At 56.8% G+C, this 16,359-nt stretch carries 13 protein-coding genes; 4 read left to right on the forward strand and 9 right to left on the reverse strand.

Features of this window, described 5'->3' with window-relative positions:
• Window positions 1–172 precede the first annotated feature (172 nt).
• Complete coding sequence (locus VFU50_09945; protein ID HEU5233171.1) at window positions 173–1,267, reverse strand: LacI family DNA-binding transcriptional regulator; 1,095 nt, start codon at window positions 1,265–1,267, stop codon at window positions 173–175.
• A gap of 5 nt (window positions 1,268–1,272) precedes the next feature.
• On the opposite strand from VFU50_09945, the gene VFU50_09950 reads away from it, so the two are divergent.
• Window positions 1,273–1,623 (forward strand): hypothetical protein, encoded by a 351-nt coding sequence (locus tag VFU50_09950; GenBank protein ID HEU5233172.1) that lies wholly within the window; start codon window positions 1,273–1,275, stop codon window positions 1,621–1,623.
• 605 nt (window positions 1,624–2,228) lie between these two features.
• Window positions 2,229–5,654 (forward strand): carboxypeptidase-like regulatory domain-containing protein, encoded by a 3,426-nt coding sequence (locus tag VFU50_09955; GenBank protein ID HEU5233173.1) that lies wholly within the window; start codon window positions 2,229–2,231, stop codon window positions 5,652–5,654.
• Window positions 5,655–6,011: 357 nt separating this feature from the next.
• On the opposite strand, the gene VFU50_09960 is transcribed toward VFU50_09955, so the two are convergent.
• The gene (locus VFU50_09960) at window positions 6,012–7,304 is read right to left on the reverse strand and encodes a glucoamylase family protein (protein ID HEU5233174.1); all 1,293 of its coding nucleotides are present in this window, start codon (window positions 7,302–7,304) and stop codon (window positions 6,012–6,014) included.
• A gap of 448 nt (window positions 7,305–7,752) precedes the next feature.
• Between VFU50_09960 and VFU50_09965 the strand changes: the two genes are divergently transcribed.
• A complete protein-coding gene (locus tag VFU50_09965) occupies window positions 7,753–9,264 on the forward strand; it encodes a glycosyl hydrolase family 39 (GenBank protein HEU5233175.1) in 1,512 nt (503 codons plus the stop codon).
• A 397-nt stretch (window positions 9,265–9,661) separates the two neighbouring features.
• Here the strand turns inward: VFU50_09965 and VFU50_09970 are convergent, their stop codons facing one another.
• The gene (locus VFU50_09970; protein HEU5233176.1) at window positions 9,662–10,987 is read right to left on the reverse strand and encodes a M23 family metallopeptidase; all 1,326 of its coding nucleotides are present in this window, start codon (window positions 10,985–10,987) and stop codon (window positions 9,662–9,664) included.
• A 203-nt stretch (window positions 10,988–11,190) separates the two neighbouring features.
• On the opposite strand from VFU50_09970, the gene VFU50_09975 reads away from it, so the two are divergent.
• Window positions 11,191–11,868, forward strand: coding sequence for a four helix bundle suffix domain-containing protein (locus VFU50_09975; GenBank protein ID HEU5233177.1), 678 nt, complete (start codon window positions 11,191–11,193; stop codon window positions 11,866–11,868).
• Between the two features lie 28 nt (window positions 11,869–11,896).
• Here the strand turns inward: VFU50_09975 and VFU50_09980 are convergent, their stop codons facing one another.
• Genes VFU50_09980 through rsfS form a run of 6 tightly spaced genes read right to left on the reverse strand, consistent with a single transcriptional unit; the run spans window position 11,897 to window position 16,309 of the window.
• On the reverse strand, window positions 11,897–13,174 hold the full coding sequence (locus VFU50_09980) for a DUF2339 domain-containing protein (GenBank protein HEU5233178.1): 1,278 nt from the start codon (window positions 13,172–13,174) through the stop codon (window positions 11,897–11,899).
• Between the two features lie 54 nt (window positions 13,175–13,228).
• Window positions 13,229–14,074: an acetyl-CoA carboxylase, carboxyltransferase subunit beta gene (gene accD / locus VFU50_09985; GenBank protein ID HEU5233179.1), complete on the reverse strand. Its 846-nt coding sequence runs from the start codon at window positions 14,072–14,074 to the stop codon at window positions 13,229–13,231.
• Window positions 14,075–14,611 carry a cob(I)yrinic acid a,c-diamide adenosyltransferase gene (gene cobO / locus VFU50_09990; GenBank protein ID HEU5233180.1) on the reverse strand — a complete coding sequence of 179 codons (537 nt, stop codon included), beginning with the start codon at window positions 14,609–14,611 and terminating at the stop codon, window positions 14,075–14,077.
• A complete protein-coding gene (locus tag VFU50_09995; protein ID HEU5233181.1) occupies window positions 14,611–15,063 on the reverse strand; it encodes a 23S rRNA (pseudouridine(1915)-N(3))-methyltransferase RlmH in 453 nt (150 codons plus the stop codon). Before VFU50_09995 ends, cobO begins: the two co-directional genes overlap by 1 nt.
• On the reverse strand, window positions 15,060–15,821 hold the full coding sequence (locus VFU50_10000) for a class I SAM-dependent methyltransferase (protein HEU5233182.1): 762 nt from the start codon (window positions 15,819–15,821) through the stop codon (window positions 15,060–15,062). Before VFU50_10000 ends, VFU50_09995 begins: the two co-directional genes overlap by 4 nt.
• Window positions 15,818–16,309 (reverse strand): ribosome silencing factor, encoded by a 492-nt coding sequence (gene rsfS, locus VFU50_10005; protein ID HEU5233183.1) that lies wholly within the window; start codon window positions 16,307–16,309, stop codon window positions 15,818–15,820. The genes VFU50_10000 and rsfS overlap by 4 nt, the downstream gene beginning before the upstream one ends.
• Window positions 16,310–16,359 lie beyond the last annotated feature (50 nt).

Raw genomic sequence — 16,359 nt, forward strand, 5'->3', positions numbered from 1 at the left:
GCCGCGGTTTTTGCGGCTGCGCTTCTCGTGACTGCTTACATCAACTTCACAGCGTGCGGCATCGTTGCAGCTCGGAGCTGGCCATTCGGCCAGCTCTGACCCACCGGCTATCACCCCATCAGACGCAAAGTCGGCGTCTGTTGGGGACCCCGATCTACCGCCGACGGTTCCGTTACGTCTTTGCGGCTCGCGCCTCATGCAGCTCCTCCAGTACCGAAATGGGAGGAGGCGCCGTTGACTCGCGCACGATCAGCTCCGGTTCTACGGCGAGGATCTTCGGGAACTCGGCGCCGCGAATCCGTTTCAGCAGCATCTCAGCAGCGAGTTCGCCCATGCGCCGCAGCGGCTGCCGAATCGTGGTGAGGCGCGGGTTTTGGAAGGCGGCGCTCTGGATGTCGTCGAAGCCGATCACTGAGACCTCGCCCGGCACCTTGACTCCCGAATCGAGCAGAGCGCGCACCGCGCCGATCGCCGAGATGTCGTTGAACGCGAACATCGCGGTGAAATGACGATGCTTCGCCAGTAGCGACTTGGTCACGTCGTAGCCCGGCTCGGGCGTCGGCGTGTCGGCCTGGAGCTGCGTTACCAAATCGGGATCGACTGTCAGCCCCAGCTTGCGCGCCGCCTCGCGAATCGAGGCCCAGCGCGTTTCCGTATCGGAACTGAATGGCTGGCCCTTGATGAACGCAATGTGACGATGCCCAAGCTGGAGCAGGTGTTCGAGAGCCAGAATCGCCGCCTGGCGATGATCGAGCACGACGTTCGTGATCCCTGGCAAACGGCGGTGTCCGGACACCACCGTCATCGGCACATTCGGCACGAACGGAAGCTCCGCCGTATCGAGCGCGATGATGCCCTCGACCAGCCGCTCCATAAACAGCCGCGGATACTGCTCGAGCAGATGCGTCTTATGCCGGTGGCTGACGACGAAGTAGAAGTACCCAGCCTGCAGCAGATAATCTTCGATGCCCGCCAGCACCAGCGCCGCATAGCCTTCACTCACTTCGGGGACAAGCACTCCAATGGTGAACGTCTGCTGCTTCCGCAGCGAGCGCGCGACGAAGTTGGGCCGGTAATTGAACTTCGCCGCCGCCGCGAGAATGCGCTTCCTGGTCTTCTCAGGAAAGCGTTTGGCCTTCGGCGTCGAGTTCAACACCATCGAAACCGCCGCCGGCGAGAGCTTGAGATACTTCGCGAGGCTGCGAATCGTGACCGGCTGATTCGAGCTTTCCAGAGTGCGCTTGCGCGAATGCTTTTCGTGACTCATTTTGGATGATCGATCTGCAACTTCAAGCAACTCCTGCTTTCATCGCATTGACTGCGCAAGCTTTACAGCCCAAATCTGCGATTCTGAGCCTTGGGGTTAACGCCGTTTTTTCCACGGCGTTAACCCCAGATTTCCACGGCGTTAACGCCGAATTTTCCACGGCGTTAACCCCGTCTGACTCCGGCGTTAACGCCGACAGAATCGACCCCGCGACGCCGTCATTGGATCTCATATTTATCAAGACAAGGCATGACCTGGTCGGATTGGCTCGAGATGCGGCACGCCAGTTGAGCAATCATGACGAGTCCGGCCCCCATCGCCGCCGTGCGCGGACTAAACGTAGCGAGCTTGCCTAATCCCATCAAATCTCATCCGATCTCATCAGATATCTCATGGAGAGTGATGAGATATCTCGTGTCCCGATCTCATCTGATCTCACGCGATCTCGCCTGATCTCATCAACTCTGACGAAAAATCCATCTTCCTGATCCCACCTTGCTGGCCATCAGCGCTGGGCATTTTATGCCCGCAAAGCGGCCTCATGGCCCGCGAATACGGCGCGCTGACGCATTCCAAGCCCCTACTTCTGTGCTATGACGAAACCGGGCGAAAGTCAAGCGAAATTTGGCGCCCGCTTTAGTTCCATAATGGAACTGCGTCGGTTCTCAGGCAGTCGAGGTGTTCCCGGCGCAATTGCGTCGTTGAACAAACCCGAATGATCTGTTTGCGAACGACTCTGATTTTGAGAAGCCGGGGACGGGTTCTGTTGAGAGCATCGCTGCAGAATGCCGCTAACCGCCGGCTCTCCATTCGTCCCGCCCTGTCTTGACTTCGTTTGTCGCTCGGTGCTACGAATTACAGGTTTGCTGGTTAATCGTTTCACCAACACTGCTTGCGCAGTTCATCCATTCGAAATTTGCACTCGCGTGCAAGTTCAACCACGCGCCTTCGGAGGTAGAGAATGTCTCGTTTGCGTGCGCTGTCTCTCTCGGTGTTCTCGTTTTTCTTCTGCGGATGTTTTTTCTTCACTCCCGTCGCGCAGGGACAATACCGCGCGTCGCTGCATGGAACTGTGACTGATCCTTCGGGTGCGGTGGTCAGCGGGGCAACGGCCACTCTGCTGAATCCGGCAACCAATCAAAAGATGGTATCGACCAGCGACCCTTCGGGGATTTATCACTTCAATGCGCTGCCGCCGGGAAGTTATCAGCTCACCGTAGATGCTGGGGGCTTCAAGAAGAAGGTCCTCGACAACATCCGCATCATTCCGGAGCAGGCGAATGCGTTAGATGTGCAGCTCGAAGTGGGCAAAGTCGAAGAAACCGTGACAGTCACGGATGCCACGCCGCCGATCGACACTGCTACAGGCAACATCACCGGCACGATCAGCACCAACCAGGTGCAGAATATGCCTTCTTTCGGGCGCGATGTGTTCAAGCTTCTTCAGTTGACTCCGGGAATGTTCGGTGACAACTCCCAGGCGGGAGGCGGAGGCGGCTTTAGTCTTCCAGGGACTCAAGGCCCTGGCGCAACCGGAGGCAGTACCGGGATCTTCCAGACAGAAAATGGTCCGCAAGCTCTCGCCGCCGGTCAGCAATATGAGAACAACAGTTACTCGATCGATGGAGTCGATACCACCAGTGCCGTATGGGGCGGCACGACGGTCATCACACCGAACGAGGAATCGGTCCAGGACGTTAAGGTTCTTTCCAACGCTTACGACGCCGAATACGGCCGATACAGCGGAGCGCAAGTACAGGTCACATCAAAGAGCGGTACGGATAAGTACCACGGAACACTCTTCGTCACTGCACACCGGCCTGGACTAAACGCATATCAGCGATTCAATGGGCAGAACAACAAGGTTCTGCGCGATAACAACTTCTATACGCAACTCGGCGGAAGTGTCGGCGGCCCGATTTGGAAGAATAAGGTGTTTGCGTTCTTCTCCTACGAGACCACGCGTAGCCCCAAGGCACAAACCAGCACGGCCAATGGATGGTATGAGACTCCCGCGTTCGAAAAGCTCGCGCCAAATGGGAGCATTGCCTCGACCTATCTAGGCTTTCCTGGGGGATCGGTTCAGAGCATCGGGCTCAATAATTCAACTTGCGCGAACGCCGGTTTGACTGAGGGCGTGAATTGCCGAACCATTCCGGGACAAGGGCTGGATATTGGTTCGCCTCTGACTTCAGCCCTGGGAACGCAGGACCCGGGATGGCAGAGCGCGTCGAACCCAGGACTAGGCAGCGGATTGGATGGCGTGGCGGACATCGCCAACTACGTGACGCAGAGCACTTCCCATTTTGGGGCCGCGCAGTACAACGGTCGCGTCGACGCCAATATCACCAGCAAAGATCGGCTGGCATTCAGCATGTACTGGGTGCCTCTATCGAACACGTTTCTCAACGGACCAGCGCGTGCTTATGACCTCTTCAACCATTCGCAAATCAACAACGCATTTGCTGGAATTTGGGATCGCACCTTCTCCCCAACTCTGGTGAACGAATTTCGTGTGAATGCGTCGGGATGGCGCTGGAACGAGGTAGCGTCGAATCCGCAATCGCCGGTTGGTTTACCGACGGACAGAATTGATCAAATCGGGAGCATCACGCTTCAGCAGTTCGGTCCCAACGTCGGCAGCATACTGAATCAATGGACCTATGCGATTAAGGACGTAGCAACCAAGTCTGCCGGGCGCCACACGCTGAAATTCGGCGGAGAAGTTACGCGTCTCTACTACTTGAATGAGAATGCGGGCGGCACCGTTCCGAGTTACAACTTCTTTAATCTTTGGGACTTCCTGAATGACGCCCCGCACAGCGAAAGCGGCAGATTCGATCCCAGCACCGGTGTGCCAACGCTCGCGCGGCAGGACGATCGCGAAAGCCTGGTCGGTGTGTTCGGACAAGACGACTTCAAAGTCACCAGGAATCTCACCCTCAACCTCGGACTGCGCTGGAACTATTTCGGGCCGCTCACTTCGAAGCAGGGCAATATGTTCGTTGCTATTCCAGGAAGCGGTTCGAATTTTCTGACTGGTCTGACTGTGAAACGTGGAGATTCGTGGAATGCGCAGAAAAACAATTTCGGCCCAGAGATCGGATTCGCGTGGAGTCCGGGAAGGTCAGAGGGCAAGCTGGCAATTCGGGGCGGCTATGGCCTGAATTACAACCAGCTGGAACTGGCGCTCTCGGCTAACGTCGCCAACAATCCTGGGCTGGTGGTGAATCCGTCATTCACAATGGCCACGCCGAGTTCGCCGAATCCCGGCATTGTGTATGCAGTGTCCTCAAATTTGCGCTCGCTCACTAATTTCCCTGCTAATCCGAACGCAGTATCTTCGTTTGCCTCGAATGGATTGCCCGCGAGTGGCGCGCCGGTGAACGTGGTCATCTTCCCACAGGACTTGCCGACGTTGCGCGTTCATCACTACTCTCTGCAAACCGAATACAACTTTGGCGATAACTATGTGATGTCGCTGAGTTATCAGGGAAGCTTGTCGCGCAATCTGGTGTTCCACGAGAACCCGAATGCGACTCCGGCAGCCTCTGGATTCGCATTAAATCCGCAGATCGGCGGCGGCGACTTCTGGAACATGAACGGCTATGGTAACTACAACGCCATGATCGCCGAGCTTCGTCACCAGTTCTCGCGGCAGTTCATGGCCGATTTTCAGTTCACCTGGTCCAAGAGTATGGACACGGCATCAGGACCCTACTACGAGAATCCGTATCCCTATAATCCGAGCCTCGACTACGGACGCTCAGATTACAACGTCGCCCACGCATACAAGATCTATGCGCTGTGGCAGCCGAGATTCTTTCATGGAAATAATGTGCTCGATAAAATCGCCGGCGGATGGTCAATCAGCGGAATCTTCAATTACCACACCGGTTTTCCATGGTCGCCAACTGTTAGCGTGGTTGGCGGCAGCCTGTATTGCGGGACATGCGGTTATGGCAGCCTGTATCCAGCTGCATACTTGGGTGGAGCTGGGACCAGCACAAGCAACGATCAATTCAAGACAGGTTCGAACTACGTGAATGGAGGAACGGCGTACTTCTCGAATCCGAGTTACACGCCATTCAACGGCAACAGCTTCGGGCCAGCCCTCCCGCAGACTGGACTGCATCGCGGCTTCCTCACAGGTCCTAACTACCGGGATTTGGATATGACGCTGACGAAAGCTTTTGGCCTGCCGGTGATGCCAGTGCTGGGAGAGAACGCCAAGATCGAATTCCGTGTGGACGCGTACAACGTGTTCAACAACTTGAACTTCAATCCACTGAACATCTCCAACAACATCGCTAACTCGAACTTCGGGCAGGACACCGGAGCACTCGCAGGACGCGTAGTCACGCTCGGAGCTCGATTCAACTTCTAAGTCTGCTTATAGGGCCAGAGGCAGTGCAGCACTGTCTCTGGCTGATCTCATTTCTCTGGATTGCTTACTCAGGAATTACTGAGTGCCGCGTTGTTTGCGGCACGCGTGGGAATAGCCCGGCATGAAATGCCGGGTCGATACAAAATCAAATCGCGAGTCCCGCGATTTTTGCGGGACGATTGGCTCTCCTGTGGAGGCAACAACACACAGTCGTCCCGCACAAGACGCGGGACTCAGATTGCCGGAGCCAGCTTACCCGGAGTTGCACTCCGGGCTAGTTTCAGTTGTGCCGCAAACGGCGCGGCACTCTCGTGAGCACCGGCCCTGGGTGCCGGGCTTGTCCAGCTGTTGCATCTGCTAGTCCGGTGTGAATCCAACTTTCTTGATCGCGGATTGTGCCTCGGGATTCTTCATGAATGTCTCCCAAACGAAACCGGTGCGATGATTCTCTGCCATCAGCATCGTGATTCCCAAATCGATACCTAGCACATCTTTGTCGTACCAGCCATTGAGAGGATTGAAGGCGTCGACGAAGCTGTAGGCGGTCCACGCTTTTTCCCGATATGGTCCGCTAATGGTTCGCAGCACCTTGATGCAATCTTCGAACAGAAACGATAATGATCCGCCTGTCGCGCAGGGGACGATGCTGCCGTCGATCGGGCCGATGCGCGGTGGGCCTCCCCAGGCGGTGTATCCCTTTTCGTAGTCGGAGGCGCTTATGCCCCAGAGGTTATCGGAGTAATCGGGAAATTCGTCGTGCAGCGAGAGGCAGAACAGTTTGTGCGCTTTCGTTGCTTTGACTGAGTTTTCGAAGTAGTTGGCGTATTTATCGCGTTTGTGGCGGAAGTCGAACCACGCTTGTGAGTACTGGTGGGTGAAGAGAGGGTCGTTGCCGGAGATGTACTCGATGCCTTTGTACGAGATCGTCGGACGAGTCCAGGCATCCCATGTGGCCGGCGAGACTGGATGACTTGGTGAGCCGATGGCGAGCAAGTAGATCATCATCAGCTCGCAATAGTGCTCCCAGCGTCCTTTCAGGAAACCGGTTTCCGGCCTCCAGCCCATCGAGAAGGTTTGGCCGCCATTGAGCATCCACGGCCAGTCCACACGCTCGTAGATTTTGGTTGCGAGATCCTTGATCTTCTGGTCCGAAAACTGTTGCCGCGCGGTGAGCACTCCGCAGAGCAGGAGAGACGAATCGATGGACGAGAGCTCGCAGTTCCATGCTCGCTGCCCCGTTTCCATGTCGATGAAGTGATAAAAGAAGCCATGCTCGTGCGGCATGTTGGCGATAAACTGCAGAGTCTTGCGAACGCGATCTGCAATTTCGGAGGACTTTCTGTATCCTCGCTGGTCGGCGATACACAGCGCGGTCAGGCCGAACCCCGTCGCGGCGATGCTGGAGATGCGTCGCTGATCGCCCCCGCGAGCTAATGCGCGGTCTTTCACTTGGCCGGTTTGCGGACTGGCTTCGTTCCAGAAGAACTCGAAGCTGCCGCGTTGAATTTCGTCGAGCAGTTGCTCGTTGGTGCCCGCGTACGGCGGCGCGGAGGGAGGATGGAAGGTTTTCTGGGCAAAGCTGCACGACGGCAACGCCAGTCCAACGGCGGCGCCAGTGGCGAGGCGCATGAGTTCTCGACGCGTCAGCAAGTATTCCTCTCTCTGTTCATTCCGCATTCTCAATCTAGTCCAAGTCTGCAGTAATCACTTCTTCAAGTTCTTTGCCGATGCCTTCAACGTCTGTCATCCTGAGCGCGTTTTGTGCGCGAAGGATCTCCGGCAAATGTTTAAGCATAAAATGCGGTCGCAGGCTCTTTGCCCATGAACCCGAGTTTGTGGTGAGAGCCACGCGACAGCATTTGATTCGGAAAGATCACGGGAGTTCCTTCGGCCAAAAGAGGGCCTCAGGATGACAGCTATAGAAGCGTGAACCTTTTTCATCATTTGGATTCTTTTCCGATCCGCGCAAATACAGGCTTCGCGCAATCCGGCTGCAGTCTTGACAGTAGTCTAAGCCGAATGATACAGATTCTTCACTGGTAAAACGTTTTACCACAAGCTCGCGTTTTACCGATTGCCCGGTACCGAGACCGAAAACATGACGAAGAGCTCTTCCGTGCTGCGCCTTATTCTGCTTCTGCTCGTAACGTTGCCGGCGATGTCGCAGCAGGCATCAAGTGGCGCCGCGAACGAAGTCGTTCGCGTAGATCTCTCTGCTCCTTCCACTCCGTTTCCCCACTTCTGGGAAGAGATGTTCGGTTCCGGCCGCGCCAATCTCACACTGCGCGACAGCTACCGGCGCGATCTCGACTGGGTGCGCGGGATTACTGGATTCAAGTATGTGCGCTTCCACGCCATCTTTCAGGATGAGAACGGAGTTTACGACGAGGATGCGCAGGGCAATCCGATCTACAACTTCTCTTATGTCGATCAGATCTATGACGGTCTCCTGGCACATGGAATAAAGCCGTTTGTCGAAATCAGCTTCATGCCGAAGAAGCTGGCGGCGAGCCCGGTGCTGCATGCGTTCTGGTACAAGCCCTCGCCTTCACCGCCTAAAGACTATGCAAAGTGGGATGGGCTGATCACGGCTTTTGCTCAACATCTGCTTTCCCGTTATGGGATTGACGAGCTGAGCCAGTGGTACTTCGAGGTCTGGAATGAACCCAACATCGATTTCTGGGCGGGCGAGCCGAAGCAGGCGACGTATTTCGAGCTTTACGATCACACGGCGCGGGCTCTGAAAGCAGTGAGTCCGCGGCTGCGCGTGGGTGGGCCGGCGACGGCGCAGGCGGCATGGGCGGATGCCTTCATTCAGCATGTGGTCAGCGCCAATGTTCCCGCGGATTTTGTTTCTACTCACGTGTACGGCAACGACCGCGCGCAGGACGTCTTCGGTACCAATGAATTCATTCCGCGCGACAAGATGGTTTGCCGCGCGGTGAAGAAAGTTCACGATCAGATCAAAGCATCGGCGCGGCCGAACCTGCCGCTGATCTGGAGCGAGTTCAACGCCAGCTACGCCAATGAGCCGGATATTACCGATGCGGTCTTCATGGCGCCGTGGCTCGCCGATACCATTCGCCAGTGCGATGGACTCGTGGACATCATGTCGTACTGGACATTCTCCGATGTATTCGAAGAACAGGGCGTGGTGAAGCAGCCGTTTTATGGAGGATTTGGACTGGTAGCTAATGGTGGATTGCCGAAGCCTTCCTACAATGCGTTCAAAATCCTGCATTTCCTGGGGGATCATCGTTTGGCGTTGAGTTCCGATTCGGCACTGGCGACGACGAAGGGTGGCTTACCAGTGCTTGCGGCGTGGAATCTTGTATTGCCTGATGCCCAGGGTTCTCTGAAGACAGTCACATTCCAGTTTTCTGGCTTGCGCGGAAATCACAAGGCTTTTATTTATCGCGTCGATGCGACGCACGGCTCGCTCCTGAACGCGTATCAGCAGATGGGCAGCCCGCGGTATCCGACGCAGTCCCAGATTGAAACTCTGCGAAAAGCGGCGGAGCTACCCGCGCCGGAGCAGCGCGCGATCAATGGAAATCAGTTCAGTGTGGATTTGCCGGCGCAGAGTTTAGCGGTGATCGAAGTGAAGTGACGCTCAACGCGAGCCCAATCCCAAGTCGAGTTTTAAGGAAGCCAACGATTGCGGTTTTCCCCTCTTCAGCGAGGCTCGATTGAGGGCGGAGCAGAGGCGCTCTGCGTTCTTGGGCGATCGCAGAAGATGGGCAGTTTCCATGACAGCATTCAACTCGACTGCCCCGATAGGCTGCGCGTCTTTGGAGTCTTTTTGCCGTCTCTTCACTCCCATTGCTCCTTCGTGCGCGCTTTCGCTCGTTTACCAGCGCTAAAGCGCGGCCTTACTCTCTCATCCGTAGACGCACGGCTATGCCGTGCGCCCCCGACTGAAGTCGAGGGCTACACCGAACCCCGGCGCATCAAAACTCGCTCTAGCAAAACTCACTCCAAATAAAAGCCGCCCACATGAATCCAAGCTACTGCGTGTTTGCGGGCAGCTCTACCCTGCGCGCAATGTGATCTTTGATCCAGTGCGCGTCCCACCATTCTTTCGGATCGATCTGGATGCCGTCTAGCTGCATGCTGAAGTGGATGTGATCGCCTCCGGCCATGCCCGTCATGCCGCTCTTGCCCATTACCTGGCCGCGCTTGACCATATCGCCGTCGTGAACGTCGATCTCGCTCATGTGGCCGTAGATCGTCTGGAGTCCGTAGCCGTGATCAACGACGACGCAGTTGCCGTAGATTCCTAAAGGCGCGGCATAGACAACGCGTCCATCATTCGAGGCTTGCACGCCGACGTGCTGCGTGCTCGAGAGGTCGTAGCCGAGGTGCGTCTGCTGATCGATCTTCTTGCCGTGGTAGATGTAATTGCGGACATCGGCGAAGTTGGCTTCGACTTTTGTGTTCGGCTGTTGCTGGAACGGCTGTGACCACAAGAACTTCGCTTCAGTCTTGTTCTGCAAATCGGCAAGAGTTTTGTTATTCGCCTTGCGCATTTCGCTGTTGATACGCACGAAGCGCTCGACAGGATCTCCGGAGCCGTTCGGCTCCAGTTCGGTGACCACCTTCTGCATGAACTTGTCGTCCACCTGGATGTCGCGCACGCGATATCGGGGTTGCTCCCCTTTCGGGAATACCACGGAAATCTGTCCATGCGCCTCATCGCCGCCCGGACCAACGGCATAGACCAGCGGCAAGGTATCGGGCGGCATGTTCCATGCAAAAGCAAACAGCGAGAACTCGCCGGGTTTTCCGCCGGGCATCGGCCAGCCACGGAAGGTCTCGTCGCCGACGCGAACGCCTGATGCAGTCGGCGCGCCTGTCACGTTATAAGTCACGAGGTCGGCCATGCCGACGTAAAGATAGTGCTGGTCGGAATCGACGCTCACTGTGACGGGTTGCAGCACCACAGTCACATCGCGCGCTGCTTCAACCGTTTTGCCGCGAAAATCGTTCGAGGTCGCTTCGACAATCACTCGCGCGTTTCCATCTTTGAGCTGCGGAGTGCCTTTCGAACCAGCCGTGAACTTCAACGTGTGTTCAGCTGTATCGCTGCGCCAGCGAAAACGATGCCTGGGATGTTCGACATTCGCGAGTTGGTAGCGCTCACCATTTTGTTCGATCCACGCGACAGCGCGACTCAGTCCGTGTGGCGCGGAAATTTGTACCGCGACCGGCGTAGCCTGCCCGATAGTGTGCAGCGAATCGGGAAGCGTGATTACTGGAGTCGCTGAGAAGGCGACGAGAACAATGATGGCGACGATAACGACAGCGCAGATGAATCCGATGAAGGCTCGCATTTTGAAAATTCAGAATAGCAGGGAGGAGGAAAAGTTTTGGGTGTTTGTTGTTACTATGGTGCGCTCGCAATAATGATGGACGAAGTGGACGAAATGGACTTTATGGACGCGATGGACGCTGCGCCTGCCCTGAACATTACAAGTGAGGGGCGGCCGAACTCGGCTAGAGCGCCAGATTCACCGGAATAAGCCGGCGAGATTTTATGCCTGACAAACAGGAACTTATAACCAAGCACGGAGGCTACCGCAAGCTGAAGAGCTTTCAGGTTGCGCAGCTTGTGTACGACGTTACTGTGCGGTTTTGCGCCCGCTACGTCGAGAAGCGCAGCCGCACGCACGATCAGATGGTGCAAGCGGCACGGAGCGGAGTGCAGAACATTGCAGAAGGTAGCCAGGCTGCAGGTACGTCGAAGAAGACTGAACTGAAGTTGACAAACGTTGCCAGGGCGAGCTTGGAAGAGCTACGGCTTGACTACGAAGACTTTCTCCGGCAACGAGGGCTGCCGGTTTGGGAGCGCGACGACCCCCGCAGGAGCAGCCTTGTTGCACGCCGGTGCGCCAACGCCGATTGTGTTGCGCAGTGGGTTCGGGAACAGCGTGGAGCTAACGCACAGAGCGGAATTAGTGGACCAACTGGACTCAATGGACGGAGTGGACGCAGTGGACAAAAAGATCTCAATACCCCGTCCACTGAGTCCACGAAGTCCACTTCGTCCACCTACCCTGAAATTGCAGCCAATGCTGCGCTGGTACTCATTGCAGTGGCATGCAGCCTCTTAGACCACCAGCTAATTTCGCTGGCTGTCGCCTTCGAGCGCGACGGCGGCTTCACTGAGCGACTTTATCGCGTGAGGGCGAAAGCCCGTACTGCCGGCCAGTGAGTCAAACAAACTGATCGTTCATGCACATTTACGGTTTGCGCATTCCGAGCCAATCTCGCTGGTAAAGAAAAGAAAGCGAGAGCAGCGCAATTCCGAGAATGGAAAGAGCGAGAATGCGATAGCCCTGGCCGAGGTTGGAGAGATCGTAGATAAACACCTTTAAGATCGTCACGCCGAGCAGGACCAGCGCGCTCCAGCGCACCAGCGGCAGCTTGCGCGCGAATCCAAACATGATCAGCACGATCCCGTAGACGAGCCAGATGAGCGACGTGGTCCAGTGGCCGTCGAACGCTACGGGTATGCTGCCCGCCGATGCGGCCAGTGCGGTGATGAAATACGAAGCTCGCAGTCTTTCACGGCACCAGCGCCAGGAGGCGATTGCCAATGCCACAGCCATGATCTGCGCTGTCCAGGTGAACTCGTCGGCGTCGAGAATGCCACCGCAACCTATCAGGAAGACCAGCGCTGCGGCCGGGAGCACGAAGACGAGAATTTGCATTCGCGGCAGATCGAGCGCGTGCTGCATTAGGATCGGCGCAATGGCAAAAGCGCCGAACACCAGGCAGAAAAAGGCGAACGCCTCGGTCTGTTCCGTTTTGGAATAGTAGTTTGCGAACCAAACTGCCGAAACGGTGAGCGCTCCGAGAAAACTGGTGATCAGCAGCGCAACCCACGGCCGCCGCCGGATGGTGACCAGCATTCCGGCGCAGAGAATCAGCACATAGATGAACAATTCTGTTTCGAGATTGCGTCCGGTGGAGAGCAGGAGCGGAGTGCCGAATCCGCCGAGCGCGGCAAAGATGGCGAGAGCTTCGCTGTTGCGCAGTGTTGCGGCGAGCGCTGTTGCGGCGGTGAGCAGCACCATTGCCGCGAATCCTGCCCAGGGGAGCAGAATTCGGTAGTACTCAGAAGCTGCCCAGATGGTCAGATAGAGCGCTGCGATTCCCAGTCCCTGGAGCGAGAAGCCAAAGATGTTGTAGCTGCGGCGCAGGAACCATTCGCCCGCCATGAAGAGAGCGACTCCGGTGATCAGTCCGACGATCACGACTGCGAGCGGGCCGATCCAGTTGTTGACCAATGCCCAATTCAGGAAAAATGCTATCCCGACCAGAAGAGCAATAATCCCGGCGCGGTTCAGATATTGAGAGCCGACTCGTGATTCGAGGCTGGCACGGGCTGGCGGAGTCGGCACAACATACGGCCTATCGCTTCTGACGGGGCGCTGAGCGAGAAGTTGCTCGAGCCGCTCGACACGACGAGTGAGATCTTCGAGTGCGCGGGCGAGATGGGAAATTTCCGGGTCCATGTTGCCGCTGTGATTGGATGCGGGTTTTCGGCGCGAGAACCGCGCGACTCTGAGCTACGCCGCTGCCATAAAGCTGAGCGCGCGCGATAAGTACGCTTTCATGTCCTTGCGATGAACTACAGCATCGAGCATTCCATGTTCGAGCAGAAACTCGCTGCGCTGGAATCCTTCCGGCAGCTTTTGACGGATGGTCTGCTCGATCACGCGTGGGCCGGCGAATCCGATGAGCGCTCCTGGCTCGGCAATATTCAGATCGCCCAGCATTGCGTAGGAAGCGGTTACGCCTCCCGTTGTGGGATCGGTGAGCACAGAGATGTACGGCAGACCGGTGTCGTCAAGCTTGGCCAGTGCGGCGGAGATCTTGGCCATTTGCATGAGCGACGCCACACCTTCCATCATGCGCGCTCCGCCCGAGGCAGAAACAACAATCAGCGGTTTGCGCTTCTGAATGGCTTTCTCGATCGCGCGGGTAATGGCTTCGCCCACCACTGCTCCCATGCTGCCGCCGATGAAGCGATATTCCATGGCGCTGACGATGACCGGCTTGCCATCGAGCGTTCCCTCGGCGTTGATGATGGCGTCGCTGATGCCAGTTTCTTTTTGGGCTTTGGCGAGGCGGTCACGATAGCGTTTGGTGTCAACGAACGACAACGGATCGGTGGACTTCAGATTCGTTTCCGTCTCGTCCCACTCGCTGTTGTCGAGCAGAATCGCCAGGCGGCTGCGCGCATCGAGGCGAAAATGCTTCTGGCACTTTGGGCAGACGTTGAGGTTGGCATCCAGATCCTTCTTCCAGATGATCTGGCGGCATCCATCGCACTTCTCCCAAAGGCCCTCGGTGCGAACCCGCTTCTCGCCCGACGATTCCAGCTCCGAGCTTTCGCGCTTAAACCACGTCATTCAGTACTCGATTCCCCGTTGAGCCAGAATACCAGCTTCGTACGCGTGCTTTACCTGGCGCATTTCTGTGACGGTGTCTGCAACCTCCACGATCTTCGCGTGAGCGTTGCGCCCGGTGAGGATTACGTGAACCATTTCGGGCTTCTGCTTGAGCGCGTCGACCACTTTTTCCGGATCGAGCATGCCGTAGCTGATCGCGTAATTAATCTCGTCGAGAATGACCAAATCCCATTTACCGGAGAGGATTGCCTCGTGGCTCTCCTGCCAGGCTTCTTCCACCATGCGGACGTCTTCCGGATCAGTCTCAGCGCCCCCGACTTTCACGAAGCCTCGACCGAGCTGTTTCATTATGAAATTCTCGCCGAAAGCTTTCACCGCATCCAGCTCGCCGTAGTGCCAAGAGCCCTTCAGGAACTGGAGCATTAACACCTTCATCCCATTCCCGACTGCGCGCAGAGCTGTGCCCATGGCGGCGGTGGTCTTTCCCTTTCCGGGACCGGTGTTCACGATGATGAGACCGCGGCGTACGTCAGCCATTAGTGTCCGCAGTGATACGGGTGCTTCCTCAATATTGTAAATGCGCGATAGAGCTGCTCGAGCAGGACGACGCGCGCAAGTTCGTGAGGAAACGTCATCTTGCCGAGTGAGATCAGCTTGCTCGCGCGGCTGCGAGCTTCGTCGGTGAAGCCGTCTGCCGGGCCGATTGCAAACAGTAGCTGCTGCACATCGGCTGATTGCTGCGATTCGAGGTAGGCAGCTAATTCTTCAGAGCTCATCTGCTTGCCTCGACTGTCGAGCAGGACGAGCGCGGGAGCAGTGCGACCGGACGAGCGCTCGAGCAGCTTCAGCAGAGCGGCCTCACTTGGAAGGTCAGAGGTCTCGATTGCCTGGTATTTCGCGATGCGCGCGATGTACTCGCGCGTGAGGGCGTCATATGCGGGTTCTTTGCTGCGGGATTTTGGGGCTATCCACGCGACCCGCAGCTTCATCCGATCTGCCCGAAGTACATCCTGACTTCGTAGTCGATGGCCACCCGGCCATTGCGCTGATGTGTGGCGAACAGATTCTTGAGATCGGCGAGCATCGGTTCCCGTTTTGGATTTCCTATTCCGGGAACATAGGACGAGGAGAGCAAGCGTCCACGAAGTCCATCGAAGTCGACCACCTGCTGGTTCTGCAAAACGGCGCCGTCCGGCTTGCGGCCAAAGAAGTCGCTGATGTTTTCGTATGAGCGTTCGTGGCGCACGTCTTTATAGTCAGTTCCGTATTGAACCAGCAGCGCTTCGTAGTCGCGCAGAAACGGGCTGCTGTCCGTGAGGCGCTCATTCCAGAGCAAAACCACCCAGCCTGAAGGGCGGAGTATACGGCGGAATTCGGTTTTGGCGCGCGGCCAATCGAACCAGTGAAAGGCCTGGCCTGCAGTGACGAAATCCACGGAAGCATTGTCGAGTCGCGTGCCTTCGGCGCGTCCATCGACGCTGCGATACCCTCCGCGATTGCCCAGCGACTGCTTTCCCGCCTCGCGCATTTCCGCATTCGGTTCGACTGCGAGGACTTCGTTCCCGTTGTCGAGAAAAAGCCGCGCCAGGTTTCCGGGCCCGGAGCCGATGTCGGCAATCACTGCGCTCGGCGTCAGTCCGCAGCGCGTGCGCAGCACCTCGATCACCTGTGGAGGATACCCGGGGCGGTACTTGACGTAATCCTCAACGCGGTCGGAGAAGCGAGTAAGCGAGTCTTTGGCGCTCATTTCGAAGATTTATGGCGACGGCTGGTGCTGCCGGCTCGAGTTGAAGACTTTTTTGCAGACCTGCGTGGTCCGGAGGCTTTTGTTCCCGATCTGGAATCGCTACTCGCCTTTCTGGCACGCGCTACCGGTTTACGCAGTTCATCGACCGTGAGTTTGCGCGCCGACTTCCAGAGCCGCTCCAGGTCGTAGAACTTGCGCGTCGCTTCAGAAAAAATATGCACGACAAAATCCACGTAATCGAGCAACACCCAGTCGGCCTGATTGTAGCCTTCCACCTGGTTGGCCGGAACGCCTTCGCGTTTGAGGCGCAGCTCCACTTCATCAGCGATGGCTTGAATTTGTCTGGGATTTTTTCCGCTGCAGATTACGAAGTAATCGGTGAATGCCGAGGAGTTCTTGTCCATTTCGAGGACGCTGATGTCCTCGCCTTTTTTGTCTTCGCAGGCCTTTACGGCAGATGCTACCTGAGTTCGGATTTGCGCACTCATTCGTCTGGTTGGATTCTTCTCCGTCGCGCGAGTTTGCTGACCTGATTCTA

It is taken from the genome of Terriglobales bacterium (assembly GCA_035764005.1).
In the GTDB taxonomy this organism is placed as follows: domain Bacteria; phylum Acidobacteriota; class Terriglobia; order Terriglobales; family Acidobacteriaceae; genus Gp1-AA112.

Coding starts and splice junctions, on each gene's coding strand:
- VFU50_09945 (HEU5233171.1), bottom strand. CDS start 1,267: ATGAGTCACGAAAAGCATTCGCGCAAGCGCACTCTGGAAAGCTCGAAT.
- VFU50_09950 (HEU5233172.1), top strand. CDS start 1,273: ATGATCGATCTGCAACTTCAAGCAACTCCTGCTTTCATCGCATTGACT.
- VFU50_09955 (HEU5233173.1), top strand. CDS start 2,229: ATGTCTCGTTTGCGTGCGCTGTCTCTCTCGGTGTTCTCGTTTTTCTTC.
- VFU50_09965 (HEU5233175.1), top strand. CDS start 7,753: ATGACGAAGAGCTCTTCCGTGCTGCGCCTTATTCTGCTTCTGCTCGTA.
- VFU50_09970 (HEU5233176.1), bottom strand. CDS start 10,987: ATGCGAGCCTTCATCGGATTCATCTGCGCTGTCGTTATCGTCGCCATC.
- VFU50_09975 (HEU5233177.1), top strand. CDS start 11,191: ATGCCTGACAAACAGGAACTTATAACCAAGCACGGAGGCTACCGCAAG.
- VFU50_09980 (HEU5233178.1), bottom strand. CDS start 13,174: ATGGACCCGGAAATTTCCCATCTCGCCCGCGCACTCGAAGATCTCACT.
- accD (HEU5233179.1), bottom strand. CDS start 14,074: ATGACGTGGTTTAAGCGCGAAAGCTCGGAGCTGGAATCGTCGGGCGAG.
- cobO (HEU5233180.1), bottom strand. CDS start 14,611: ATGGCTGACGTACGCCGCGGTCTCATCATCGTGAACACCGGTCCCGGA.
- VFU50_09995 (HEU5233181.1), bottom strand. CDS start 15,063: ATGAAGCTGCGGGTCGCGTGGATAGCCCCAAAATCCCGCAGCAAAGAA.
- VFU50_10000 (HEU5233182.1), bottom strand. CDS start 15,821: ATGAGCGCCAAAGACTCGCTTACTCGCTTCTCCGACCGCGTTGAGGAT.
- rsfS (HEU5233183.1), bottom strand. CDS start 16,309: ATGAGTGCGCAAATCCGAACTCAGGTAGCATCTGCCGTAAAGGCCTGC.